A 25,280-nucleotide genomic window follows, 5' to 3' on the forward strand; every position below is an offset into this window, starting at 1 on the left:
CGACGCCGGGACGCCCGGGGCGCGAGCCCCGGGCGTCCCCTGTCGTGACGGGTCAGCGCACGAAGCGCGGCGGGCTCGCCGCGCTCTCGTTCCAGACCCGGTCCAGCGCGGTCACGTAGTAGGTGTAACGGGCGCCGGGCTCGGCCGTGGTGTCCACCCAGGACTGCACGTCGCCGTCCGCCCGGACGGTGGCGACCAGGTGGGACGCGTCGGCGAAGTCGCAGCGGCCGGCCAGGCCGACGCCGTCGAACCGGTAGATCGCGTAGCCGGTGGCCGTGCCGAACGGGCCCTTGCCGTCGGCCGGCTGCCGCCAGCTCAGCCGCACCCCGTCGGCCCGCCGCTCGGCGCCGGTCACGACCGGGAAGAGCAGCGGCTTGGCCGGGAGCTGCGACATGGTCGGCACCAGCGCCGGGCGGGAGTAGTGCTCGGCCGCGTAGATGTCGGTGGCGCCGAGCCGGTTGGCCCGCACCTGGACGGCGGAGAAGTGCACGTTGCCGAGCACCTCCGGGTACGACCGGTTGAGCGTCAGGTGGTTCGACAGCTCCTGCGGGTTCATCCAGAACGAGCCGTACGCCGGGTCACCGCTCTTGTAGTCGGCCTGTCCGATGTAGAGCTGGACGTTGGTGCCCCGCACGGTCTCCGCCCACCACGGCACGAGCCGGGCGTAGTCGGCCGCCGGGTACTGGCCGATGTACCAGTAGAGCTGCGGCACGATGTAGTCGATCCACTCCTCCTTGACCCACTTGCGGGTGTCGGCGGAGATGATGTCGTACGACTGCGAGCCGGTGGTGTCCGAGCCGTTCGGGTCGGCCGACTTGTTGCGCCAGATGCCGAACGGGCTCACGCCGAACTTCACCCAGGGCTTGACCGCCTTGATCTTCGCGTTCATCTCCTGGATCAGCAGGTTGATGTTGTCCCGCCGCCAGTCGGCCTTGTCCGTGAAGCCCCGGTTGTACTCGGCGAAGGTGGCGTCGTCCGGGTACTGGTACGTGCCGCTCGGGTACGGGTAGAAGTAGTCGTCGAAGTGCACGCCGTCGATGTCGTACCGCTTGACGGCGTCCATCATCGCGGTCTGCACGAACTCGCGGACCGCGGGGATGCCGGGGTTGTAGTAGAGCCGGCTGCCGGCGACCCCGGCCGGCGGGTAGGCGAACACCCAGTCCGGGTGCTGGCGCACCGGGTGGTTCGGGGCGAGCTTCGAGATGTCGGCGCCCGCGCCGCCGGGGGCCGGCATGGAGACCCGGTACGGGTTCATCCAGGCGTGGAACTCCAGGTTCCGCTTGTGTGACTCCTCCACGAGGAACGCCAGCGGGTCCCAGCCCGGGTTCTGGCCGCGGACCCCGGTCAGGTACTCCGACCAGGGCTCGACCTCCGAGGGCCAGAACGCGTCGGCGGTCGGGCGGACCTGGACCACGACGGCGTTGTGGTTGAGCTTCTGGGCCAGGTCGAGCCAGGCCAGGTATTCGGCCTTCTGCTTGGCGACCTGGTCCGGGTCGGTCCAGGAGCCCTTGCTGGGCCAGTCGATGTTCGTCACCGAGGCGATCCACATGGCCCGGAACTGCCGCTTCGGGACGGCCGGGTCGGTGACGCAGGAGGTGGTCGCGGTGGAATCGGTCGCCGTGTTGCTCTCCGCGGCGCTCGCGGGGGTGCCGGCGACGAGCGCGCCGAGCAGCGCCAGGGCCAGCCCGGCGGCTCCGAGCCGAGTTGCCTTCATGCGGTGCGGTCCCTTCGTTGGGGCTCACGGGGGCGTGTCGGGTGGCGGCGGACGGGCGGCGCATCCGGCAAGATTCGCCGCACTGTATCTGTCCCCGGTAGAAAACTTTCATCAATCCGGATGCGGCGCAAGACCTCCGGACGGATCGATGCGCAGGTGGGGCCGAACGTCCGAGGGTGAGCCCGGACACAGCCCGGTCCGTGACCCGTCCGACACCTCCCGTACCGGATTAGCGGGCGAAGGGCCTGGGTAGCTTGCCCGGTCACGGACCGCCACCGTGGTGGTCGCACGGTGGGAGGTGGTCAATGTCCGTCCTGCGGACCAAACCGATCCGGGACGTGCTCGCCCAGGGTGAGGCCGACGGCGAGGACGGCCGCCCCGGACTGCGCCGTCGCCTCGGCGCGATCGACCTCATGGGCTTCGGCATCGGCATCGTCATCGGCACCGGCATCTTCACGCTGACCGGCATCGAGGCGAAGAACCACGCCGGCCCCGGCGTGGTGATCTCGTTCGCGATCGCCGGCGCGGTCGCGCTGCTCGCCGCCCTCTGCTACGCCGAGCTGGCGTCCAGCGTGCCGACCGCCGGCAGCGCCTACACCTACGCGTACGCGACCATGGGTGAGATCGTCGCCTGGATCATCGGCTGGGACCTGCTGCTGGAGTTCGCGCTCGGCTCGGCGGTGGTGGCCCGCGGCTGGTCCGGCTACCTGGCCGAACTCCTCGACCTGCCCAGCGCCTGGTTCGCCGAGGAGGGCAGCGTGGTCAACCTCGGCGCGATCGCCATCGTGCTGATCCTCGGCGCGATCGGCATCGTGGGCATCCGCGAGTCCGCCCGGGTGACCAACCTGCTGGTCCTGGTCAAGGTCGCCATCTGCGTGTTCATCGTGGTCGCCGGAGCGTTCTTCGTGAAGGCCGCCAACCTCAGCCCGTTCATCCCCACCACCGAGCCGGCCGGGGGCGGCGAGGACGGCATCCGGCAGCCGGTCACCCAGGCCGTCTTCGGTCTGGAACCGTCGATCTTCGGCTTCGCCGGGGTGCTGACCGCCGCCGCCGTGGTGTTCTTCGCGTACACCGGTTTCGAGGCCGTGGCGAACCTCGGCGAGGAGACCCGCAAGCCGCGCCGGGACCTGCCGCTGGGCCTGCTCGGCACGCTGGGCATCTCCACCGTGCTGTACATCGGCGTCTCGCTGGTGCTGGTCGGCATGGTCCGCTACACCGACATCGACGAGGGCGCCCCGATCGCCTCGGCCTTCGAGGCGGTCGGCGCCGGCTGGGCCGCCATCCTCGTCTCCATCGCCGCCGTCGCCGGCCTGACCAGCGTGATCCTGGTCGACCTGGTGGCCATGGGCCGGATCGGCTTCGCCATCGGCCGGGACGGGCTGATCCCGCCGTCCATCGCCAAGATCCACCCGCGCTGGGGCACCCCGTACCGGATCTCGGCGATCATGACGATCGGCGTGGCCCTGCTCGCCGGCTTCCTGCCGCTCTCCGCGCTGGCCGACCTGGTCAGCATCGGCGCGCTCTGCGCGTTCGTGCTGGTCTCGGTCGCGGTGCCGATCCTGCGCCGGCGACGGCCGGAGCTGGAGCGGCCGTTCAAGGTGCCCTTCTCGCCGGTGCTGCCGATCGTGTCCGCGCTGGCCTGCCTCTACCTCATGTTGAACCTGTCGGTGGAGACCTGGCTGCGGTTCCTCGCCTGGATGCTGCTCGGCGGGCTCATCTACTTCGGCTACGGCCACCGGAAGAACCGGCTGGCCCGCCGCGAGGCGGCCACGGACGAACCGGCGCCCGCCGCCCACTGACCCGTGCAAGGAGGGCCCCTTCGGTGGCGAAGGGGCCCTCTCCCTGCGCTCAGGGGCGCGGCTGGGGCTCCGCCGTCGGGCCCTTCACCACCGGCCGGCCGTCGGTCCAGACCACCTCGTCGAGCCAGACCTGGCGGCCCGGGTCGGTGCTGCCCTCCTGGCCGGGCGGCCAGGCGTGGTACAGCAGCCAGGTGCGGCCGTCCTTCTCGACCATCGACGCGTGTCCCGGGCCGGAGGCGACCGCGTTCGACTTCAGGATCGGGTTCTCGGGGGCCTTCACGCACGGCCCGGTGGGGCTCTCGCAGACCGCGTAGCCCTCGGCGTAGGTGTCCCGGTCGTAGGCGTTGGCCGCGAAGAAGAGCAGCAGCTTCCCGTCGTGCCGGTGGAAGAACGGCCCCTCGATCAGCGTGCCCTCCCACGGCTCGGTCTGCTTGAGCAGCTTCGTCGGGGCGCCGACCAGCCGCAGCCCGTCCGGCGAGAGGCGCTGCGACCAGATCCAGGTGTCCACCCCGATGGCGTTGCCGTCGTTCTTCCAGAGCAGCCAGAGGCTCCCGTCCGTGTCCCGGTACGGGCTGACGTCGATCGAGCCGCCCAGCTCCGCCTGGCAGACCAGCGGCCCCGCCGCGTCGTCCCGGTACGGCCCGAGCGGGGTGGTCGCCACGGCCCGGCCGAGGCACTGCCGGCCGGAGGCGCGGTCGGCCACCGTGTAGTAGAGGACGAACCGGTCCGCGGCGAGCGGGATGACCTCCGGCGCCCAGGTCTTCCCGGCGTCCGCCCAGGCCGGAAGCTCCGGCAGGGCGTCACCCGCCTCGGTCCACTCGACCAGGTCGGGCGAGGTGAGCACCGGGACGTTGCGGCCGCCGGAGTTGGTGTGGAACAGGTACCAGGTGTCGCCGACCCGGATCGCCTGCGGGTCGGGTGCGTCGGTCCGGATGACCGGGTTGGTGTACACGGGGCCGCCCTCCGGCGTACTCGACGGGGTTTCTCCGCTGCCGCAGCCGGCGACGAGCAGCGCGGCGGCCAGGGCCGCCGCGCCGCGTCGCCGGATCCGCCGGTCGGTCATCCCTTCAGACCGCTGCGCGACACGCCCTGGATGATGTGCCGCTGGGCGAGCACGAAGAGGATCAGCACCGGCACGCTGGCCAGCACCGCCCCCGCCATGATCACCGGATAGTCGGTCACGTAGGCGCCCTGGAGCAGGCCCAGGCCGGCCGGCAGGGTCAGCCGCTCCGGGCTGAACAACACGTAGACCGGCCACAGGAAGTCGTTCCAGTTGGTCAGGAACGACAACACCGCCAGGGTGGCCAGCGCCGGCTTCGACAGCGGCAGCAGCACCTGGGAGAAGACCTGCCAGTGGTTCGCCCCGTCCAGCACCGCCGCCTCCTCCAGCTCGGCCGGGATGGAGAGGAAGAACTGGCGCAGGAAGAAGACCCCGAACGCGCTCGCCGCGCCCGGCACGACGATCACCGTCAGGGTGTCGATCCAGCCCAGCTGGTCGGCGATCACGAAGTTCGGAATGATCAACGAGGTGGGCGGCAGGAACAGCGTCCCGACGATCAGCGCGAAGCTCACCTTCCGGCCCCGGAAGCGCAGCCGGGCCAGGGCGTACGCGGCCATCGACGCGGTGACCAGCACCAGCAGCGTGTGCAGGCTGGCCGCCAGCATGCTGTTGAGGAACCAGCGCAGCACCGGGTTGGCGGTGTTGTTGAGGATCTGGTCGAAGCCGTACGTGGAGAACGGGTGCGGCAGCCAGCTCGGCGGGTCCTGCTGCGCGTCCTCGTACGTCTTCAGCGAGGTGAGGGCCATCCAGACCAGCGGGGTCACGAACACCGCGGTGATCAGGAGCAGCGCGCCGTAGCGCGCCACCCGACGCACGTTCGTCATGGTCGTCCCCTCAGTCTTCCCGGTAGCGGAACAGCCGGAAGTTGACGATGCTGACCACCGCCAGCAGCAGCGCGAAGAGCACGCTCATGGCGGACGCCTGACCGACGTCGTAGTTGCGCAGCCCCTCGTCGACGATCCGCCAGACCACGGTCCGGGTCTGCTCGCCCGGCGCGCCCTGGGTGATCAGGAAGGACTGCCCGAAGACGTTCGCCGAGGCGAGGATCGTCGTGGTGAGCACGAAGAGCAGCACCGGGCGCAGCCCGGGAAGGGTGACGTGGCGGAACCGGTCCCAGGCGGTCGCGCCGTCGACCCTCGCCGCCTCGTACAGTTCGGCCGGGATGTCCTGGAGCCCGGCCAGGTAGATCACCGCGTTGAAGCCGCAGGTCCACCAGACCGTCACGCCGACCAGGGAGACCCAGGCCCAGGGCACGTCGGTCACCCAGGGGGTGTCCGCGGGCAGCCCGACCGCGCCGAGCAGCCGGTTGACCAGGCCGAGGTTCGCGTCCAGCAGGAAGCGCCAGAGCAGGCCGATCACCGCGACGCCGAGCACGTACGGGGCGAAGAACGCGGCGCGGAAGAACGTCCGGCCGGGGAACTTCTCGTTCAGCAGCAGGGCCAGGCCCAGCGGGACGACCACCAGCAGCGGCACCGACAGCACGGTGAAGATCGCGGTCGCCCGGACGCTGGACCACCAGTCGGCGTAGTCGGCCGAGTCGCTGGAGAACAGGTCGCGGTAGTTCTCCAGGCCGATGAACGGCCGGTTCGGCAGCTGGAGATCCCACTGGTGCAGGCTGATCCAGATCCCGAACAGGATCGGCGCCAGCCCGAACACCAGGAACAGCACCAGATACGGCGCGAGGAAGAGGTAGGGCGTCGCCCGGTGCCCCCGTTCCGTCGCGCCCCGGCGGCGGGTGCGGCCCGCCGGGGGCGGCGCGTCACCACGCGCCGCCCCGACCTCGATCACGTCCGCCACGGCGGATCAGCTCCCGTACTTCTTGCGGTTGTCCTCGAGCTGCTTGTTCGCCTTGTTCACCCCGTCGTCCAGCGCCTGCTTCGGCGACTTCTTGCCGAGCGCCGCCTCGTTGAACGAGTTGTAGAAGGTGGTCATGACCTCACCGAGGCCCGGCGAGGCCGGCGGGAAGGCCGCGTACTCCAGCTCCGGCGCGAGCGCGCTGATCTCCGGCAGGGCCTTGAACTCGGCGCCCTCCCGGACCTCCTTGCGGGCCGGGATCTGGCCACCCTTGGCCCAGTCGAGCGAGTGCTGGCTGAGCCAGTTGATGAAGACCTTCGCCCCGGAGACCTTGTTGTTGTCGGCGCTGCGCTGCTTGACGATCGTGAAGTTGTGCGAGTTCGCCCAGGTGGCCTTCTGGCTGCCGATCTGCGGCAACGGGGCGACGCCCCACTGCACCTGGGGGCTCTTCTTCAGGTCGTTGATCTGCCAGATGCCGTTGAAGTTGAAGGCGTTCTTGCCGCTCTTGAGCGCCAGGTAGTCGGCGTCCTGGCCGACGTTGGCGGGGGAGAAGCCCTGCTTGATCATGTCGACCAGCCAGGTGCACGCCTCGACGGCCGGGTCCGAGTTGAACGTCGCCTTCGCCACCTCGCCGTCGAACAGCGTCCCACCCCACTGGTGCAGCAGGCTGTAGAAGGTCATGCCGCCGGTGAACTGGAACGGGCTGACCCAGAAGCCCTGCACGCCGGACTTCTTCAGCTCGGTCAGCGCCGCCGTGTACTCGTCCTTGGTCGCCGGCGGCTTGTTCGGGTCCAGGCCGGCCTTCTGCATGACGGCCTTGTTGTAGTAGAAGCCCATCGGGTGCATGTCCAGCGGGATGCCGTACCGCTTGTCGTGGTAGATGCCGCCCTTCCACACCGTCGGGGCGAAGTCGCCCTCGCTCAGCTCCAGGGCCTTGGCCACGTCGTCCAGCTCGGTGATCACGCCGCGGGCCGCGAAGGTGGCCAGCTGGTCCATGTGCATGACCGCGATGTCCGGGCCGTTGCCGCTGGTGACCGCGCCGGGCAGCTTGCTGTAGTAGTCCTGCCACTCGTAGGTGATCACGCTCACGGCGATGTTCTGGTGCTCGCTGTTGAACTGCTCGACCAGCTTCTTGAAGATGTCGCCGTCACCGCCGGTGAAGCCGTTCCAGAGCTTCAGGTCGACCTTCGGGCCGGTGTAGTCCTTGCCGCCGTTGCCGGCCGCGGTGGACCCCTTGGTGCTGCTGCCGCCGCCGCAGCCGGCCAGCGTCAGCGTCGCCGCCGCGCCGAGCCCGACGCCGAGGCCGAGCAGCCGGCGCCGGCTCATCTCGTTCTGGATCATGCTTACTCCTTGGGGGACGGGTTGAAGTATTGCCTGGTCACGACTGGGACGCGAAGCGCAGCAGGTTCCAGGAGCAGGCGGGCAGCGCCACGGAGCACCGGCCGCCGTCGAGGGTGGGGGTGGTGACCTCCCGAGGCGTGACCCGGTCGGGCTCCGCCTCGGTGTTCGCGGCGGCCGGGTCGGCCCCGGCCGCGAGGGTGACGTGTTCCACGGCGCGCAGGCCGGGCAGCCCGCGCAGGTCCAGGTCGAGCGGGAGGTCGTTCGGGCCGCGGTTGACCGCGAAGACCGCCAGCTCGCCGGTCTCCTCGTCGTGCACGGCGACGGTGTCCAGCACCGGCACCTCGCCGTACCGCTTCGTCTCGTACGTGGGGCCGACCGGCTCGGTGCGCAGCACCGTGCCCCGGGCGTGCCGGGCGGTCAGGGCGAACGGGTGGAAGATGCTCTGCCGCCAGGCCGGCCCGCCGTTGCGGGTGCGGATCGGCGCGATCACGTTGGCGAGCTGCGCCTGGCAGGCCACCCCGACCCGGTCGGCGTGCCGGAGCAGGGTGATCAGCAGGTCGCCGACCACCACGGCGTCGACCGCCGTGAAGTCGTCCTCGATGAGGGCCGGCGCCTCGACCCAGCCGCGCCGGTCCAGGTCGGCCTGGAGGCGGGACTGGTACCAGACGTTCCACTCGTCGAAGGAGATTTTCAGCTTGCGCTTGTGCCGCTGCTTGGCGGCCACGTGGTCGGCCGTGGCGACCACCTCACGGATGAAGCTGTCCATGTCCACGGCCGAGGCCAGGATGCTGGCCCGGTCGCCGTCGGACGGGTCGTAGTAGGTGTGGGCCGAGATGTAGTCGACGTGCTCGTAGGTGTGCTCCAGGACGGTCGCCTCCCAGGAGGCGAAGGTCGGCATCCCTCGGTTGGAGCTGCCGCAGGCGACCAGGCTGATCGAGGGGTCGATCATCTTCATGGCGCGGGCGGTCTCGGCGGCGAGCCGGCCGTACTCGTCGGCGGTCTTGTGGCCGACCTGCCACGGCCCGTCCATCTCGTTGCCGAGGCACCAGAGCCGGACCCCGTACGGGTCCTCGGCGCCGTGCTTGCGGCGCAGGTCGGACAGCTGGGTGCCGCCCGGGTGGTTGGTGTACTCCAGCAGGTCGCACGCCTCCTGGACGCCGCGGGTGCCGAGGTTGACGGCCATCATGGGCTCGACGCCGGCCTCGGCCGCCCAGGTCATGAACTCGTCCAGGCCGAACGCGTTGGTCTCGATGGTCTTCCAGGCCAGGTCGAGCCGGCGCGGACGGTCCCCGACCGGGCCCACGCCGTCCTCCCAGCGGTAGCCGGAGACGAAGTTGCCGCCCGGGTAGCGGACCACCGAGACGCCCAGCTCGCGGGTCAGCTCCAGCACGTCGCGCCGGAAGCCGCGCGGGTCGGCGGTGGGGTGGCCGGGCTCGTAGACACCGCCGTAGACGCAGCGCCCCATGTGCTCGACGAACGAACCGAAGAGGCGACGGTCGGCCGCGCCGATGGTGAAGGTCGGGTCGATCGTGAGCTGCGCGTTCGGCACTGGTGCCACCCTTTCCTCGGTGCTGTCCCGGTGACCTCGGTCACCGGGTGTCCCTGGTTTGTACAACGTTGTAAGCGACGCTGTAAAGCGATCGTTACGTCGCCGTGACGCGGTAGAGTGCGCCCCAGCAGTCACCGGGAGGAAGCGCAGTGCGGCACAGGCTCAAGGACGTGGCGGAACGGGCCGGCGTGTCGGTGAAGACGGTCTCCAACGTCGTCAACGGCTACCAGCACGTCCGCGCCGACACCCGGGCCCGGGTCGAGGCGGCCATCGTCGAACTCAACTACCGTCCCAACCTCTCGGCCCGCAACCTCCGCAAGGGCCGCACCGGCGTGATCGCCCTGGCCGTGCCCGAGCTGGACATCCCCTACTTCGCCGAACTGGCCCGGCACGTCGTGACCGCCGCCGCCGAGCACGGCTGGACGGTGCTGATCGACCAGACGGGCGGCGGCCCGGAGCAGGAACGCAAGGCGGCCAGCGGCATCGGCGACCACATGATCGACGGCCTGATCTTCAGCCCTCTCGCGCTCACCGCCGACGACCTCGCCGGCCTCGACGGCATGCCCATGGTGCTGCTGGGCGAGCGGGTCGACCACGGCCCCGCCGACCATGTCGTGGTCGACAACGTGGCCGCCGCCCGGGAGATCACCGCCCACCTGGTCGGGCTCGGCCGCCGCCGGATCGCCGCCATCGGCTCGCAGCGCACCCCCGAGGGCGCCAGCGCGCGCCTCCGCCTCACCGGCTACACCGCCGCCCTGGCCGAGGCCGGCATCGCGTACGACGAGCGCCTGGTGGCGCCCGCGCCGGCCTGGCACCGCGCGGACGGCGCGGCCGCCATGCGGCACCTGCTCACCACCGGGGTACGCCCCGACGCCGTCTTCTGCTTCAACGACACCCTGGCCCTCGGCGCGCTGCGCGCCCTGCACGAGTCCGGCCTGCGGGTGCCCGACGACGTGGCGGTGGCCGGCTTCGACGACATCGAGGACGGCCGCTTCTCCATCCCCACCCTGAGCACCGTGGCCCCCGACAAGGAGCGCATCGCCCGCCTGGCGGTCGAACTCCTGGCCAACCGCCTGACGGCCGACCCGGAAACCCCACCCCGGGAACTGGTCGCCCCCCACCGCCTGGCCCTCCGCGAATCCGCCCCCTGACCCCCTGACCCCGCTCAGTCGAAGAAGCGGGCCAGGTGGGAGCTGGGCGGGAGCGGGGCGTCGGGTGGGAGTGGGGTCAGGTCGGCGAAGATGGACGCGCCGTCGCAGCCCACGTGCAGCGGGTACCAGCGCGGGGTGCCGGGCGGGCGCTGACCGCAGATGCCCTTGAAGGTCTGCACGTCGAGCAGGCGGACGTGGGTCGGGTCGGCCACCGCGTTCACGTGCCGCCACCAGGGGCTCATCACGTGCAGCACGCCGCCCGGGCGCAGCGCCCGGTGGCACTCGTCCAGCAGCGGCAGGAAGTCGATCAGGTGCTCCAGGATGTGCACGGCGAAGAGCACGTCCACCGAGTCGTCGGCCAGCGGGAGCGAGCCGGACAGGTCGGCCACCGCGTTGACCCCGGCCGCCGGATAGATGTCCAGGCCCAGGTTGCCCGGCCACTGCTTGGTCGCCCCGCAGCCCAGGTCCACCACGACCGGCGCCCGGCCGGCGACGCTCACCCGGCACCAGACGCCCAGCACACCGTCGAGCCGGCCCACCAGGTCGCGGGCCAGCCGCAGTTGCGCCGGGTCGGCGACCGCGCCCTCCAGGTGGGCGACCCCCCGGTCGAAGCGCACCTCCACGGTCAGCCCGCGCAGCCGCTCGTCGTGCCGGGCCTGATCGGCCCACGCCTCGGCGAGGAAACCGTCGACCTCCCGCAGCCGCTCGCCTGAGAGTGCGGATTGCGCCACCGCCACCATGCGCCCACCTCCGGGCGGCGCGATACCCGCATCCCCGCCCGATATGCCTCCCCCGCCGGGACCGGGCGGCGCCGGCCGGCGCGGGGTCAGCCGGCGATGGTGCGGCGGGCGGCGCGGGAGCCGCGCATCCGCTGGCGCGGCTGCGGGGCGGGCGCCTTCGGCCGTTTCAGGTGGTAGCGGTGCAACTCGTTGTTGCCCGGTAGGGACGGGTCCTCGCTCATGGCGACCAGTTCCCAGCCCTGGTCGCCGGCCCGGTTCAGGTGGGCCAGCGCGGTGTCGCCGTACGGCGTGACGTCGATCATGGAACCGTCGGGGCCGTACCAGATGAAGACGACCTCCCACCCGATGTCGGTGGTGGCGGCCTGCCGCCGGCGGACCAGCAGCGCGTACTCCCACTTGAGCATGGGCTCATTCTCACCCCGCGCCACCGGGTCGGCACGGATCAATCTTCGGCGATCCGCCCGTCGGCCACCCGCAGCCGCCGGTTCACGCTCACCGCGTCCAGCATCCGCCGGTCGTGGGTCACCAGCAGCAGCGTCCCCGGATAGCCGGCCAGCGCCGATTCGAGCTGCTCGATCGCCGCCAGGTCCAGGTGGTTGGTCGGCTCGTCGAGCACCAGCAGGTTCACCCCGCGGCCCTGCAGCAGGGCCAGCGCGGCCCGGGTGCGCTCGCCGGGGGAGAGGGTCGCCGCCCGCCGCAGCACGTGGTCGGCCCGGAGGCCGAACTTGGCCAGCAGCGTCCGCACGTCCGCCGGGCTCAGCTCGGGTACGGCGGCGCCGAACGCGTCCAGCAGGGGCTCGTCGCCGAGGAAGAGCCCCCGGGCCTGGTCCACCTCGCCCACCACCACGCCCGGGCCGAGCGCGGCGTGCCCCTCGTCGAGCGGCAGCCGCCCGAGCAGCGCCGCCAGCAGGGTGCTCTTGCCGGAGCCGTTCGCCCCGGTGATCGCCACCCGGTCGGCCCAGTCGATCTGGAGGTCCACCGGGCCGAGGGTGAAGTCGCCCCGGCGTACCCGGGCGCCCCGGAGCGAGGCCACCACGGCGCCGGCGCGGGGCGCGGCGGCGATCTCCATCCGCAGCTCCCACTCCTTGCGCGGCTCGTCGACCACCTCCAGCCGCTCGATCAACCGCTCGGTCTGCCGGGCCTTGGCCGCCTGCTTCTCGCTGGACTCGGAGCGGAACTTCCGGCCGATCTTGTCGTTGTCGGTGGCCTTCCGGCGGGCGTTCTTCACGCCCTTCTCCATCCAGGACCGCTGCGTCCGGGCCCGCGCCTCCAGCTGCGCCCGGGTGCCGGCGTACTCCTCGAACTCCTCGCGGGCGTGCCGGCGGGCCACCTCGCGCTCCTCCAGGTAGGCCGCGTAGCCGCCGCCGAAGTGGTTGACCTGGCCCTGGTGCAGGTCCAGCTCCACCACCCGGGTGACCGTCCGGGTGAGGAACTCCCGGTCGTGGCTGACCACCACGGTGCCGGCGCGCAGGCCGGTGACGAAGCGTTCCAGCCGGTCCAGGCCGGCCAGGTCCAGGTCGTTGGTGGGCTCGTCGAGCAGGAAGACGTCGTAGCGGCTGAGCAGCAGCGAGGCCAGCCCGGCCCGGGCCGCCTGGCCGCCGGACAGCCCGGTCATCGGGTGCTCCAGGTCGACGCGGAGCCCCAGCTCGGCGGCGACCTGCTCGGCCCGCTCGTCCAGGTCCGCCCCGCCCAGGTCGAGCCAGCGCTCCAGCGCCGTGGCGTACGCGTCGTCCGCGCCCGGCGCCCCGGCGGTCAGCGCCTCGGTGGCGGCGTCCAGCGCCGCCTGCGCCGCGGTCACCCCGGTGCGCCGGGCCAGGAAGCCGCGGACCGTCTCGCCCGGCCGGCGCTCCGGCTCCTGCGGCAGGTAGCCCACCGTGGCGGTGGGCGGGTTCGACACCACCGACCCCTGCTCCAGCGGCTGGAGCCCGGCGAGGGTACGCAGCAGGGTCGACTTGCCGGCGCCGTTCACCCCGACCAGCCCGACCACGTCGCCGGGGGCGACCACCAGGTCCAGGTCGGTGAAGAGGAGACGGTCGCCGTGCCCGGCGGTGAGGTCCTTGGCGATCAACGTGGCGCTCATGAGGAGATCAAGCCTACCGGCGGCCCGGATCGGACGACCCGGGCTCGGGGCCCGACCGGGGTGAGGGAGACTCACAGCCGTGGTGACCACTCTGGCGATCGACTGCGGGGGCGGCGGGATCAAGGCCTCCGTGCTGGACGCGGCGGGGACCATGCGCGCCCGGCCGCTGCGCGTCCCCACGCCGTACCCGCTGCCGCCCGCCCTGTTCGTCAAGACGCTGCTGGACCTCGGCGGCCGGCTGCCCCCGCCGGACCGGCTCACCGTCGGGATGCCCGGCATGATCCGGCACGGCGTGGTGGTGGCCACCCCGCACTACGTGACCCGCTCCGGCCCGCGCAGCCGCGTCGACCCCGACCTGGTCGCCGGCTGGTCCGGGTACGACGCCCGCACCGCCCTGGCCGAGGCGTTCGGCGTGCCGGCGCTGGTGCTCAACGACGCCGAGGTGCACGGCGCGGGCGTGGTCGCCGGGACCGGCTGCGAGCTGGTGCTGACCCTCGGCACCGGGCTGGGCAGCGCGCTCTTCGACGGCGGGGTGCTCGCTCCGCACCTGGAGCTGTCGCACGCACCGGTGCGCTGGAACACCACCTACGACACGTACGTCGGGGAGCCGGAACGGCGGCGCCTGGGCGACGCGTTCTGGTCCCGGCGGATCCGTCAGATGGTGGACGGCCTCCGGCCGGTGTTCCGCTGGGACCGGCTCTACCTGGGCGGAGGCAACTCGCGCCTGATCCGGCCGGACCAGCTGGCCCGGATGGGCGACGACGTGGTGGTCGTCCCGAACACGGCCGGAATTGTCGGCGGTGTCCGGGCCTGGGAGCTGGTCGGGGACCGGTACGACCCGACCTCCTGAACACGATCTTTCCCGAAGGAACACTCGCGGTACGGCTGGTGTTGTGCCAGCGTCGGAGAAAGGGCTGGCGCGACACGAGGAGGTGGGTCGAGTGGATCTTCTGGCGGAGTACCGGCGGGCGACCATGTTCTTCGAAGCGGGTGACCCGACCGGAGCGGCCCGGCTGCTCGAACCGATCGTCGAGGCCGAGCCCGGCAACTCCTCGGTCCGGCAGCTGCTGGCCCGGGCGTACTTCCAGTCGGCCCAGCTCAACCGGGCCGAGGAGCAGCTGCGCGAGCTGGTCGACCGGGACCCGAGCGACCACTACGCGCACCACGTGCTGGGCCGCACGCTGGAGCGGATGAACCGCCCCGTCGACGCGCTGCGGCACCTGCGCATCGCGGCGGCCATGTACTCGACCAACGCCGACTACACCGCGGCGCTGCGCCGGGTGGAGGGCAAGGTCGGCGGTCGCTGACGGACGACCACGAAGGGCAGCCCTGCCGGGCTGCCCTTCGGCGTACCTACGATGGACCGGTGAAGCTCAAGCTCGATCTCCACGACATCTACAACCGCGGCCACGACATCGACCGCGCACTGCGCGGCATCATGGACGAGGCCGTGGCGAAGAAGGCCACCCTCGTGGAGATCATCCCCGGCAAGGGCTCCGGCCAGCTCAAGAAGAAGGTGCTGCGCTTCCTCGACCAGAAGGACGTCAAGCAGCTCTACCACCGGGTCGAGAAGGACTCGAAGAACTTCGGCCGCCTCTTCGTCCACTTCCGCTGGAAGTAGGTTTCGGAGCGCTCGCGGTTCTACATGCGGGCTTGGCGACGCCCGGTAACGGTTCCGGCAGCAAGCGTGATCACCATGACCGCCGCGAGAACGAGGATCGTGGTGCCGGTGGTTCCCAGCTCCCAGCCTGCTTGTCGGAAGTAGAGCTCGTAGGTGGCGTTTTGCAGGGCCGGCACCAGAAGAAGCGCCGAGGCGACGATGGGCATCCGGGCATCGATGGGCGCGGTGATGACGGCCAGTGCGGCGAACGCGTACAGGGACATCAGTGGTGCGTCCGACCAGCCGTTGATCGGGCTCGGCGTCAGAGCGACAACCGCCAGTGCGGCGAGGACGGGCCAGGCCCACGGTTTGCCCACGGGCGTTCGGGCTGCCCGGAGCAGTGGCAGCAGGGCCAGCGAAGCCAGCAGCGCCGGCCAGAACCTGGGACTTATCGCGCCCTGGAGGCCATCAATCGACCAGAGCGACTCGGTCCACCAGTTTGCCGAAAGATGTTGTGCGACCACGGTCGATATCGCCGCACCGAATGCCAGCCGGTAGCTACCCCACGCCGCGGCGAAAAGCGCGATGACCAGCAGCGCCGGAATGATGATGAACCACCATGTGCCGAGGTTGTACGGGCCCTCCGACGGCACGGTCACCAGGAATGAGATCGGACCTCCGGCCCAGAGAGTCAGGCCGTACACGAGCAGGGACAGCGCGGACAGCCGCAGTGCGGAGTGTCCCAGCGCCGATCGCGAGCCGAGCCGGTCGACACCGGTGCGGGCGCGTAGCCCTCCGACCACGAGCGCCGCCGCTTCTCGAAGGCTCGGCCGCCGTGTGTTGTCAGCCGTGGCGAGCAGGGTTTCGAGCATCTCGTCGGCGCGATACTGCCGGTAGGCGCGGGGGTAGGCCCGCAGTAGCCAACGGTAACGGCGCTCCAGCTCGGTCATGCCGGCACCGCCCGACCCGCGGTCATCGGGCGGACGGAACGGTTGCGAACGACGCTCGCCGCCGCAGCCATTCGCTCTGCCTCCGCACGCAGCGCGGACATACCTCGCTGGGTCAGCTCGTAGGTGCGGCGGGCGCGGCCGTTGACCACCGCTTCCTCGGCCACCCGCACCATCTCCTCACCGGTGAGCCGGTCCAGAGCGGCGTAGAGGGTGCCCGTCGTGAGGCGTACCCGCCCGTCGGACAACTCCTGCGCCCGCTTGACGATCGCGTAGCCGTGCAAGGGTTCGTCCTGCAGTGCGGCCAGGATGAAATAGGTAGGTTCGCGCATCGACGCGGAGGGCCTAGTCATGTCGTCGACATAAGCAGATGATCGACGTATCGGTCAAGATCCGGGCGCGACGCGGACTGCGGGGAGCGGATGGCCGCGGCGACATCGTCTGAACCCGAGAGCTCCGACCGCCAGAAGTAAGCCCGGTAAGAGCCCCTTGCCCGGATAATTGCCCGGAGAGGCGGCGCCTCGGGCGGCGGGAGGCCGGGCATGACGACCGGAGGCAGCAGCGAGCTGGTGCGCCGGCCGAACGGGTCGACCCGGGCGACCCTGCTGGAGCTGCTCTTCGACGTCGTCTTCGTGGCGGCGCTGGCGTTGGTCTCGATGCTGATCGCGGACCGGCCCTCGGGGAGCGATGTCGCACAGGTCGTGATCATGCTGATGGCGATCTGGTGGACCTGGTCGGTCACCTCGACCACCACCGACTTCTACGACCCGGACCAGCGACCGATCCAGGCCATCCTGATGGTGACCATGCTCGGTGCCGTGGTGACGGCTGCGGCGCTGGCCGTCAACTCGCACGCGCTGGTCTTCGCGGTCGGCTACGTGGCTCCCCACCTGATCCGTGGGGTGGTGCTGGTGACCGTGCTGCACCAGCACCGGCACATGGCCGAGCAGCGGGCCTTGCGGTTCCTCTTCTGGTTCGTGGTCTCCAGCTTCTTCTGGATCGGCGGGGCGCTGCTGCCGCATGGGTGGCCGTGGACGCTCTGGGCGGTCGCCATCACGATCGACTACGTCTCGGCCGCGGCGCGCTACCCGACGCCTCGTCTCGGCCGGGTGCCCTTCAGGCAGTACGAGAAGACCACCGAGCACCTGGGTGAGCGCTACCAGCAGTTCATCATCCTGGCGCTCGGTGACGTCATCCTGGTGCCGACCCTGGAGATCAGCAGGTCCGAGTTCACCCTGGCCCGTTCGGCCGCCTTCCTGACCGCCTTCGCCTCGATGCTTCTGCTCTGGCAGATCTACGTCCTGCGGGCCGGTTCGATCGTGCGGACCACCGCGCCCAGGCTGCTGCGGCGGGCGACCCGGTTGGCGCCGTACACCCACCTGGTCATGCTGACCGGCGTGGTCTGCACCGCCGCCGCGTCCGACCTGGTCGTCGAGCGGCCCACCGGCGAGACGCCCGGCCGGTGGATCGCGCTGATCCTGGGCGGGCCCGCGCTCTTCCTGCTGGGGCGCACCCTGTTCACCTACCGGATCGTCGGCACGTTCCCGCGGCACCGGGTGTTCTGGCTGGTGGCTCTGGTGGCCGCCACGCCGTGGGCGGGCGGCTGGCCGCCGATGCTGGTCACCGCCTTCGCGGTGCTGGTGCTGGCCGGGGTGGTGACCGGGGACATGATGGGCGGGCGGCGGGCCCGTCCCCCGCTGCGGGGGCGCCCCGGCTGACGGGGGACGGGCGCGGCGTCGGGCGTCAGCCGTCCTTCCGGACCCGGTAGGCGAGGTGGGTGACCTCCGTGCCCTGTACGACGCGGGTGGGGCCCTCCAGCTGGAGCGGGGCGATCCCCAGATTTGCGAAGAGCGGGATGCCGTCGCCGAGCAGGACCGGGACGAGGTCGACGTGGACCTCGTCGAGCAGGCCGGCCTCCAGGACCTGGGTGGCGATGGTGCCGCCGTTCACGCCGACCTCCTTGTCGCCGGCGATGGCCTTCGCCCGCGCGATCGCCGCCTCGATGCCGTCGGTCACGAACACGAACGAGTCGCCCTCCCGGTCCCAGCCCTCGGGCACGTGGTGGGTGACCACGACGACCGGCACGTCCATCGGGTGCCGACCGCCCCAGCCGTTGGTCATGTCGAACAGCCGCCGGCCGACGACGAGCGCCCCGGTCCGCTCGGTCAACTCGCGGATGTGCTGTGCGCTCGCCTCCGACGTACGGAAGGTCATGTCGGGGTTGGCTGTGGGGACCTCCACGTCGCCGTTGCCGTACCACCGGAAGAGGTGTTCGAACCCGCCGTGGGACGTGTCGGCGATGTAGCCGTCCAGCGACATGGTGGCTCCGGTCGTCACCTTCGTCATCGTTCTGCTCCTCGGATCGTGGCTCGTCCTTCACCCAGGAGTAGAAGCTGGGGCACCTCCCTCGACATCCGTCGCAGAATTTTTCTACAAGGAATAGGTCCGGGCCACCGCCAGCATCTCCGAGCTGTGCGAGCCCACCACGCCGACGTCGGCGGGCCGGGCCCGGAACCCGGGCAGCTCGCCCAGCCCGTCGCTGGCGTCCATGGCACGCAGGTTCACCTGACCCGCCTTCGGCACCAGGGTCAGGGTGACCTCGACGCCCTCCGGCGGCGGGGCGTGGAAGACGACGCCGAAGCCCCACCGGCCGTCGCGCGCCTTCACCGGCACGTCCCGCCCGGCCACGGTGGCCGACCGCACCTGCGCCGTGGACGTGTCCACGTGCAGGGAGAGCAGCCGGACCGGCCGCTGCGGCAGCACCCGGACCCGCAGCACCCGCTGGTCGCCGGAGCGGGTGTCGGAGAGGGTCTCCAGCCTCGGGGCGGGCAGGTCCGCCGCCTGGGCCGCGCCGCTCCGCAACTCCGCGTCACCCAGCCCCGGGAAGTCGTCGGCCACCGAAACGGCGCGGTCCACGTACCCGTCGGTCCAGGGCTGGGGATCCTCCTCGTGACTGAGCCACTGCGCCTTGCCGGTGCCGGCGTCGAGGGCGTACATGAGGTGGGTCGGCACGGGGTGCGCGGCGTCGAAGCGGTCCACGGCCAGGCCGACCCCGGCGAGCACCACGGCGGCGAGCGCGGCGGCGCCGGCGGGCAGCGCGCCGAGCCGGCGGGCCCGGAGCGCGAGCAGGCCGCGCTGGCCGCCGGCCTGCGGGTGCAGCAGGTCCACGACGGGCAGCGCGGCCAGGCCGAGCAGCACCGCGACGAGCGCCGCCACGCCACCCATGCCCATGCCGAGCGCCGGGAAGAGCAGCACGACGGTGGGCAGCAGGATCACCACGGCGACCGCACCGGCCAGGGTCACGGCGACCACCGGCCAGGGGCCGTCCCGGCGGGTGGCCAGCGCCGCCAGGCCGGCGAGCGCGCCGGCCAGGGCGGGCAGGGTGGTCAGGTACGCGCCACCGGGCACCAGCACGGCGAGGAGCACCCCGAACAGGGCCAGCCAGACCAGGCCCCCGAAGGCCAGGGCGGCCGGACCCGCCCACCGGCGGGTCAGCGCGTACCAGGCGAACAGGATCGCGGCGGCGAGCGCCACCACGGCGAGCCGGTACCAGACCGGGCGGTACGGGTCGAGCAGCTCGGCGTAGCCGGGGCGGACGGTGGTGACCGCGGTCCAGAGCAGCCACGCGCCCAGCGGGGCGGTGACGACCGGCACGAGGGCCAGCGCGACGCCGGCCACGAGCCGCCCGGTGGTGGCCCGGCCGCGCCGGCGCAGCAGAACGCCGAGCACGCCCACCGCGAGCAGGGCCGCCAGCGCCAGCGGCAGGGTCAGCCAGCCGGGGTAGCGGACCAGCCCGCCGGGCACCGGGAAGTAGGTGTCGTCGTGACCGGAGCGCAGGTCGCGCAGGTCGGTGCGGCCGAACTCGCGGGCCAGGCCCAACGCGTTGTCGCCGTGCATCTGGAGGCTGCCCCGGTTCATGACGGCCGGCACGTCGAGCGGGGTGTGGTAGACCGCGCCGCCGTCGATGTACGCGGAGTTCAGCCCGACGAACCGGTGGTCGAGGAAGGCCGTGAAGTCGGTGTCGTTGGGCAGCGCCCGGTAGATCTCCACGGCGAACGAGGTGCCCACCGGGTGCGGTGCGGCGCGCCCGAAGGCCTCCACGAGCTTCGCGTTGTTCCGGGACGTCTCGAACATGATCACCGGGCCGGTGGAGCCGCGGGCCTCCAGGTTGAGCACCACGCCGCCGTCGGCGGCCAGCGGGTGGTCCGCGGCGAAGCCGGCGGCCCCGCACAGGCACGCCTCCTCCGCGTCGGTGAGCACCAGGACCACGTCGTTGCGGGGGCGTGGGCCGGCGGCCAGCGCCCGGGCCACCTCCAGGATCGTGGAGCTGCCGGCCGCGTCGTCGTTGCCCCCCGGCCCCGACTGCACCGAGTCGTAGTGCGCCACCAGGAAGACCCGTCCGGTCGGGTCGGTGCCGGGCAGCCGGGCCACCACGTTGCGGACCCGGGCCAGGGTCGCGCCACCGGCCGCCCCGCTGAGCTGCCCGGCCTCCGGGGCCACGGTGTCCTGCACCTCGGTCTCCAGGCCCAGCCCGCGCAGCACGCCCACGACGTGCTCCCGGACCTGGTCGTTGGCGGCGCTGCCGGCCACGTGCGGTCGCGCCGCGATGACCTTGACCTGCTGGTACGCCCGCTCGGCGCTGAACGCGTCCGCGGGCGCGTCGGCCGGGCGGGGCGCCGGGGTGGCCAGGTCGACCAGGACGCCGGCGCCGACGGCGAGCAGCGCGGCGAGCGCGGCCAGCGCGGCGGGCAGCCGCCGGCGCGGCCGGGCCAGCGCCCGGTCGGCCGGCCGGGTGGGAGGCGGGCCCGGCCGGGCCGGCGCGCGGTCGACGGCGCGGGTGGGGGGTACGCCCACGGGTGACTCCTCGGGGTGCTTCGGGGGTGGGCATCATCCTGCACCCCCGCGGCCTGCGGCGGCACTCCCGCCGGCCGGTGCGCTCCCGGCCGGACCCCGGTCGCGGCGTAACATCGGGCGTTGGCCGTGCCGCTGTTCGTCGGGTGGATTCGCTCACCTCGCCCGCGCCGACTCCGGTCGTGTTGTGTGCGACCGTTGTCTGATACAGGATCAGCAGCGCACTCGGAAGGAGCCCCGACATCACCAGCGAACTCCCGCGTCTCGCGGCGGTGACCCGGCCGCACCGGGGCGTCGGTCTGCCCGGCGTCCCCGTCGTGCCGCAGGCCGGGCTGGGGCACTACGGCCGGGTGCCGCCCGGCGAGCGACTGCGGGTCCTGCTGGTCGAGGACGACGAGGGCGACGCCTTCCTGGTCGGCGAGCTGCTCGCCGAGACCAACTCGATGATCGACCTGCTGGTCGCCACCAGTCTCAGCGAGGCCCGGCAGCGGGTGATGGGGGTCGACTGCGTCCTGCTCGACCTGGGCCTGCCCGACGCGCAGGGCCTGGACGGGCTCCGCCAGGTGCTGGAGATGGCCAGCGGGGCGGCGGTCTGCGTGCTCACCGGCCGCTCCGACGAGCACCTGGGCATCGTGGCGGTCGCCGAGGGCGCGCAGGACTACCTGGTCAAGGGGCAGGTCGACGGCGTCCTCCTGACCCGGGCGCTGCGCTACGCGGTGGAGCGCAAGCGGGCCGACGAGAACGCCCGCCGGCTGCGTGAAGTGGAGCTGCGCCAGGCCGAGTCGGCCCGCCTGGAGCGCGGCCTGCTGCCCCAGCCGCTGATGACCACCGACCAGGTGGCGGTGCACACCTTCTACCGCCCCGGCCGGCACGCCGCGCTGATCGGCGGCGACTTCTACGACGTGGTGCAGACCCGGCCGGACCGGATCGACCTGATCGTCGGCGACGTCTGCGGCCACGGCGTGGACGAGGCCGCCCTCGGCGTCGAGCTGCGGGTGGCCTGGCGGGCCCTGGTCCTGGCCGGGGTGCCGGACGACGAGGTGCTGCCCGCGCTGGAGCAGGTGCTGATGAGCGAGCGCCGGCTCCAGGAGATCTTCGCCACGGTGGCCACCGCCCGGCTCGACCTGGCGGCCAACCGCGCCACCGTGCGACTCGCCGGCCATCCGCCGCCGCTGCTGCTCAGCGGGGGTAAGGTCGCTCCGGTGCCGGCCCCGGGCGGTCTGCTGCTCGGCGTGCGGCCGCGCCGACCCGTTGCCTTCGACCTGGAGTTCGACACCGATGACTGGTCCCTGCTGATGTACACCGACGGCCTCATCGAGGGTCGGGTGGGCAGCGGTGACGACCGGCTGGACGTGCCGGGGCTGACCGATCTGCTCGCCGACCCCGCCAACCGCGCGGTGTCCCTGGCCGAGCTGCCCGCCTGGCTGGTCGGCCGGGCCGAGCAGCTCAACGGCGGCCCGCTCGCCGACGACGTCGCCATGCTGCTGGTCACCCGCGGCGGTGGCCGGTGAACCAGCAGGGTTGGACCCTGCGGCGGCGGGTCATCGCGCTGCTCGGCGTGGTGCTGGTGCTGCTGCTCGGGCTGGCCGCGGCCGAGGCGACCCTCGCTGCCAAGAACCGACAGAACATCGACGCGGTGCTGCTCAAGACCGGCCCGTTGCGGGTCCAGGCGCAGGAGCTGATGAGCGCCCTGCTCGACCAGGAGACCGCCGTCCGCGGCTACGCGGTGAACGCCGACCGCAAGGACCTGGCGCCCTACCAGGACGGTCTGCGGCGGGAGCGGGACACCGTCGCCGAGATGCGGAAGCTGGCCGTCGACTACCCGGACGTGCTGCGCGAGGTGGGGGTCGTCGAGCAGCGGGCCGCCGAGTGGCGGACCGCCGTCGCCGAGCCGGTCATCGCCACGACCGAGCGCAGCGGCCCGTCCGCCGGCCAGGCGCTGATCACCGACCAGACCCGGCAGCAGTTCGACAGCATCCGCACGGCGGTCGACGCCCTCCAGGACGAGATCCTGGAGGTCCGGCAGGAGACCGCCGACAAGGTCAACGCGACCAGCAACGTGCTGGTGGTGCTCCTGATCATCGCGGCCCTGGTGGTGGCGGTGGCCGGTGCGGTCCTGCTGCTCTCCCTCGACCGGATCCTCATCCGGCCCCTCTCCGGCCTGGTCAGTCAGGTGCGGAAGGTCGCCTCGGGTGACTACCGGCACCACATCGAGGGGAGCGGGCCGCCGGAGTTCCGCCTGCTCGCCGACGACATCGACCTCATGCGGCAGAAGATCGCCCGGGAGCTGGACGAGGTACGCGAGGCGCGCGAGAGCATCGAGTGGGTCAACAGCCAGCTCCAGAAGCAGGCCGAGGAGCTCACCCGGTCCAACCGTGACCTGGAGCAGTTCGCGTACGTCGCCTCGCACGACCTGCAGGAGCCGCTGCGCAAGGTGGCCAGCTTCTGCCAGCTCCTCCAACGACGCTACGCGGGCCAGCTCGACGAGCGGGCCGACCAGTACATCGCGTTCGCGGTCGACGGCGCGCAGCGGATGCAGCGGCTGATCAACGACCTGCTCGCGTTCTCCCGCATCGGCCGGCTCACCACCGGCTTCACCGAGGTCGACCTCAACAAGGTGATGGGCGACGTGGCCGGGCAGACCGAGGCGGCCCGGCAGTACGCCCACGCCGAGCTGAGCTGGGACGAGCTGCCCGTGATCCGCGGCGAGGAGCCGCTGCTGACCAACCTGCTGGCCAACCTCGTCAGCAACTCGATCAAGTTCCGCCGCCCCGACGTGCCACCGAAGGTGCACGTCTCGGCCCGGCTGGTCGACGGCGAGTGGGAGATCAGCTGCCGCGACAACGGCATCGGCATCGAGCCGGAGTTCGCCGACAAGATCTTCGTGATCTTCCAGCGGCTGCACTCCAAGGACGCCTACCCGGGCACCGGCATCGGGCTGGCCATCGTCAAGAAGATCGTCGAGTACCACGGCGGCCGAGTGTGGGTGGACACCGACACCCCGGAGGGCACCACGATCCGGTTCACGCTTCCCGCCCTGGCCGAGGACGTCGCGGCGGCGGAACCGGCCGAGGTCGAGGAGTCGACCGGGGACGGGGCGGCGACCGGGGACGGCGTCGAGGACGCCGCGGTGAGCGTGACCCGGCAGCCGGACGGCACGGCCCGGGAAGAGACGCCCGAGGGGGCGGCCCGAGACAGTGAGACGGGTGGCATGAAGGAGACGGTGGGATGACCGCGCCGGCGGACGGCAAGAGCCCGATCGAGGTCCTGCTCGTCGAGGACGATCCGGGCGACGTGCTGATGACCCAGGAGGCGTTCGAGGAGCACAAGCTCCGCAACCGGCTCACCGTCGTCTCGGACGGCGCGGAGGCGCTGGCCTACCTGCGCCGCGAGGGCCAGTACGCGGAGGCCGTGACCCCCGACCTGGTCCTGCTCGACCTGAACCTGCCCCGCCGGGACGGCCGGGAGGTGCTGGAGGAGATCAAGAAGGACGAGCAGCTCTGCCGGATCCCGGTCGTGGTGCTCACCACCTCCCAGGCCGACGAGGACATCCTGCGCAGCTACCAGCTGCACGCCAACGCCTATGTGACGAAGCCGGTGGACTTCGAGCGCTTCATCTCGGTGGTCCGCCAGATCGACGAGTTCTTCGTCAGCGTGGTCAAGTTGCCGCCGCGTGGGTGACCCGCTGCTGGAGGAGGTCGGCGCGCTGCTGCGGGAGGCCGCGGCCGACATCGTGGTGCCGCTGTTCCGCCGCCTCGACGACTCCGACATCTCCGAGAAGGCTCCCGGCGAGGTGGTCACCGTCGCCGACCGGAAGGCCGAGGCGCTGATCTCCGCCGGGCTGCGGCGGCTGCGCCCCGGCTCGGTGGTGGTCGGTGAGGAGGCGGTCGCCGACGACCCGACCCTGCTGCGGCACCTGCGCGGCGCCGGTGACGTCTGGCTGGTCGACCCGGTGGACGGCACCGCCAACTTCGCCGCCGGCCGGCGTCCCTTCGCCCTCATGGTGGCGCTGCTGACCGACGGGGTGCCGGTCGCCTCCTGGGTCTACGACCCGCTGGACGGCGCGCTGGCCAGCTGCCGGGTGGGCGACGGCACCTGGCTGGACGGCGAGCCGGTGCGTACCGCCGGGCGGGAGCCCGAGGTCGGTGCGCTGCGCGGCACGGCGATGACCCGTTTCCTGCCCCCGGACTTCCGGCGCAGCGTGGAGGCGGGCGGTGCGCGGCTCGGCGAGCTGCTGCCCGGCCAGCACTGTGCCGGCCGGGAATACCTGGACGTGCTCACCGGCACGCAGCAGTTCGTGCTCTTCTGGCGCACCCTGCCCTGGGACCATGCCCCCGGCACGCTGCTGGTGCGGGAGGCCGGCGGGGTGGCCCGCCGCTTCGACGGCACCGACTACCACCCGGCCGACGAGGGCAAGGGCCTGCTGGTCGCGGCCAGCGAGGAGACCTGGGAACAGGTCCGGGCCGCCCTCCTGGGCGGCTGAGCGAGCGGTCCGCGACGGCCCCGGCACGCTCCGTCGACGATCTGCGTCGTCCGAGGTCGGGGGCGTGGTGCGCGACCCGCGGTCCGGTATCGTGACCGGCGGTCTCCGCCCGCAGGCCGCCGCCCGGCGCCGGTGGAGCCGCCGCCGCGCAAGGTCGACTCGGGGGCCGGC

At 72.1% G+C, this 25,280-nt stretch carries 23 protein-coding genes; 10 read left to right on the top strand and 13 right to left on the bottom strand.

The features are described from left to right. Positions 1-52: 52 nt before the first annotated feature. Positions 53-1,714 (bottom strand): glycoside hydrolase family 10-like protein, encoded by a 1,662-nt coding sequence (locus RMN56_RS14715; protein ID WP_313724325.1) that lies wholly within the window; start codon positions 1,712-1,714, stop codon positions 53-55. A 305-nt stretch (positions 1,715-2,019) separates the two neighbouring features. On the opposite strand from RMN56_RS14715, the gene RMN56_RS14720 reads away from it, so the two are divergent. Beyond that, positions 2,020-3,513 (top strand): amino acid permease, encoded by a 1,494-nt coding sequence (locus RMN56_RS14720; RefSeq protein WP_313724326.1) that lies wholly within the window; start codon positions 2,020-2,022, stop codon positions 3,511-3,513. A 49-nt stretch (positions 3,514-3,562) separates the two neighbouring features. Here RMN56_RS14720 and RMN56_RS14725 read toward each other — a convergent pair whose 3' ends face one another. From RMN56_RS14725 to arfA, 5 genes are read right to left on the bottom strand one after another with little or no spacing between them, the layout of a single operon-like run. Then, a complete protein-coding gene (locus RMN56_RS14725) occupies positions 3,563-4,576 on the bottom strand; it encodes a glycoside hydrolase family 43 protein (RefSeq protein ID WP_313724327.1) in 1,014 nt (337 codons plus the stop codon). Further along, positions 4,573-5,397, bottom strand: a complete 825-nt coding sequence (locus RMN56_RS14730; RefSeq protein ID WP_313724328.1) for a carbohydrate ABC transporter permease — start codon at positions 5,395-5,397, stop codon at positions 4,573-4,575. The genes RMN56_RS14725 and RMN56_RS14730 overlap by 4 nt, the downstream gene beginning before the upstream one ends. A 10-nt stretch (positions 5,398-5,407) precedes the next feature. Continuing rightward, on the bottom strand, positions 5,408-6,370 hold the full coding sequence (locus RMN56_RS14735) for a carbohydrate ABC transporter permease (RefSeq protein ID WP_313724329.1): 963 nt from the start codon (positions 6,368-6,370) through the stop codon (positions 5,408-5,410). Between the two features lie 6 nt (positions 6,371-6,376). After that, positions 6,377-7,708, bottom strand: a complete 1,332-nt coding sequence (locus RMN56_RS14740; RefSeq protein WP_313724330.1) for an ABC transporter substrate-binding protein — start codon at positions 7,706-7,708, stop codon at positions 6,377-6,379. A 37-nt stretch (positions 7,709-7,745) separates the two neighbouring features. Next, entirely contained in the window at positions 7,746-9,257 is a 1,512-nt protein-coding gene (gene arfA, locus RMN56_RS14745; protein WP_313724331.1) for an arabinosylfuranosidase ArfA, read from the bottom strand. A 149-nt stretch (positions 9,258-9,406) separates the two neighbouring features. On the opposite strand from arfA, the gene RMN56_RS14750 reads away from it, so the two are divergent. Then, positions 9,407-10,408, top strand: a complete 1,002-nt coding sequence (locus RMN56_RS14750) for a LacI family DNA-binding transcriptional regulator (protein ID WP_313724332.1) — start codon at positions 9,407-9,409, stop codon at positions 10,406-10,408. 14 nt (positions 10,409-10,422) lie between these two features. On the opposite strand, the gene RMN56_RS14755 is transcribed toward RMN56_RS14750, so the two are convergent. From RMN56_RS14755 to RMN56_RS14765, 3 genes are all read right to left on the bottom strand, one after another. After that, entirely contained in the window at positions 10,423-11,148 is a 726-nt protein-coding gene (locus RMN56_RS14755; RefSeq protein ID WP_313724333.1) for a methyltransferase domain-containing protein, read from the bottom strand. Positions 11,149-11,234: 86 nt separating this feature from the next. Beyond that, positions 11,235-11,552 carry a hypothetical protein gene (locus tag RMN56_RS14760; protein WP_151465425.1) on the bottom strand — a complete coding sequence of 106 codons (318 nt, stop codon included), beginning with the start codon at positions 11,550-11,552 and terminating at the stop codon, positions 11,235-11,237. 38 nt (positions 11,553-11,590) lie between these two features. After that, positions 11,591-13,228, bottom strand: a complete 1,638-nt coding sequence (locus RMN56_RS14765; protein WP_313724334.1) for an ABC-F family ATP-binding cassette domain-containing protein — start codon at positions 13,226-13,228, stop codon at positions 11,591-11,593. Between the two features lie 79 nt (positions 13,229-13,307). On the opposite strand from RMN56_RS14765, the gene RMN56_RS14770 reads away from it, so the two are divergent. The 3 genes from RMN56_RS14770 to RMN56_RS14780 all read left to right on the top strand — a co-directional run bounded on the left by RMN56_RS14770 (position 13,308) and on the right by RMN56_RS14780 (position 14,849). After that, positions 13,308-14,078 (top strand): ROK family protein, encoded by a 771-nt coding sequence (locus RMN56_RS14770; protein ID WP_313724335.1) that lies wholly within the window; start codon positions 13,308-13,310, stop codon positions 14,076-14,078. Between the two features lie 91 nt (positions 14,079-14,169). Next, positions 14,170-14,535: a tetratricopeptide repeat protein gene (locus RMN56_RS14775; RefSeq protein WP_313724336.1), complete on the top strand. Its 366-nt coding sequence runs from the start codon at positions 14,170-14,172 to the stop codon at positions 14,533-14,535. A 59-nt stretch (positions 14,536-14,594) separates the two neighbouring features. Further along, the gene (locus RMN56_RS14780; RefSeq protein ID WP_046564396.1) at positions 14,595-14,849 is read left to right on the top strand and encodes a Smr/MutS family protein; all 255 of its coding nucleotides are present in this window, start codon (positions 14,595-14,597) and stop codon (positions 14,847-14,849) included. 20 nt (positions 14,850-14,869) lie between these two features. Here the strand turns inward: RMN56_RS14780 and RMN56_RS14785 are convergent, their stop codons facing one another. Further along, entirely contained in the window at positions 14,870-15,778 is a 909-nt protein-coding gene (locus RMN56_RS14785) for a hypothetical protein (protein WP_313724337.1), read from the bottom strand. After that, positions 15,775-16,107: a PadR family transcriptional regulator gene (locus RMN56_RS14790; RefSeq protein ID WP_313724338.1), complete on the bottom strand. Its 333-nt coding sequence runs from the start codon at positions 16,105-16,107 to the stop codon at positions 15,775-15,777. The genes RMN56_RS14785 and RMN56_RS14790 overlap by 4 nt, the downstream gene beginning before the upstream one ends. A 210-nt stretch (positions 16,108-16,317) precedes the next feature. Between RMN56_RS14790 and RMN56_RS14795 the strand changes: the two genes are divergently transcribed. After that, positions 16,318-17,493, top strand: coding sequence for a low temperature requirement protein A (locus RMN56_RS14795; RefSeq protein WP_313724339.1), 1,176 nt, complete (start codon positions 16,318-16,320; stop codon positions 17,491-17,493). 25 nt (positions 17,494-17,518) lie between these two features. Here the strand turns inward: RMN56_RS14795 and RMN56_RS14800 are convergent, their stop codons facing one another. Both RMN56_RS14800 and RMN56_RS14805 read right to left on the bottom strand, forming a co-directional pair. Then, positions 17,519-18,121 carry a dihydrofolate reductase family protein gene (locus tag RMN56_RS14800; protein WP_313724340.1) on the bottom strand — a complete coding sequence of 201 codons (603 nt, stop codon included), beginning with the start codon at positions 18,119-18,121 and terminating at the stop codon, positions 17,519-17,521. Between the two features lie 84 nt (positions 18,122-18,205). Then, positions 18,206-20,629: a M28 family peptidase gene (locus RMN56_RS14805; RefSeq protein ID WP_313724341.1), complete on the bottom strand. Its 2,424-nt coding sequence runs from the start codon at positions 20,627-20,629 to the stop codon at positions 18,206-18,208. A 269-nt stretch (positions 20,630-20,898) separates the two neighbouring features. Here RMN56_RS14805 and RMN56_RS14810 point away from each other — a divergent pair, with 269 nt between their 5' ends. Genes RMN56_RS14810 through RMN56_RS14825 form a run of 4 tightly spaced genes read left to right on the top strand, consistent with a single transcriptional unit; the run spans position 20,899 to position 25,109 of the window. After that, positions 20,899-22,137 carry a PP2C family protein-serine/threonine phosphatase gene (locus tag RMN56_RS14810; protein WP_313724342.1) on the top strand — a complete coding sequence of 413 codons (1,239 nt, stop codon included), beginning with the start codon at positions 20,899-20,901 and terminating at the stop codon, positions 22,135-22,137. Next, positions 22,134-23,858 carry a sensor histidine kinase gene (locus tag RMN56_RS14815; RefSeq protein ID WP_313724343.1) on the top strand — a complete coding sequence of 575 codons (1,725 nt, stop codon included), beginning with the start codon at positions 22,134-22,136 and terminating at the stop codon, positions 23,856-23,858. The genes RMN56_RS14810 and RMN56_RS14815 overlap by 4 nt, the downstream gene beginning before the upstream one ends. Then, positions 23,855-24,307, top strand: a complete 453-nt coding sequence (locus tag RMN56_RS14820) for a response regulator (protein ID WP_313724344.1) — start codon at positions 23,855-23,857, stop codon at positions 24,305-24,307. The genes RMN56_RS14815 and RMN56_RS14820 overlap by 4 nt, the downstream gene beginning before the upstream one ends. Then, positions 24,300-25,109: an inositol monophosphatase family protein gene (locus RMN56_RS14825; RefSeq protein WP_313724345.1), complete on the top strand. Its 810-nt coding sequence runs from the start codon at positions 24,300-24,302 to the stop codon at positions 25,107-25,109. Before RMN56_RS14820 ends, RMN56_RS14825 begins: the two co-directional genes overlap by 8 nt. Positions 25,110-25,280 lie beyond the last annotated feature (171 nt).

This window comes from Micromonospora halotolerans (genome assembly GCF_032108445.1).
In the GTDB taxonomy this organism is placed as follows: Bacteria; Actinomycetota; Actinomycetes; order Mycobacteriales; family Micromonosporaceae; genus Micromonospora; species Micromonospora halotolerans.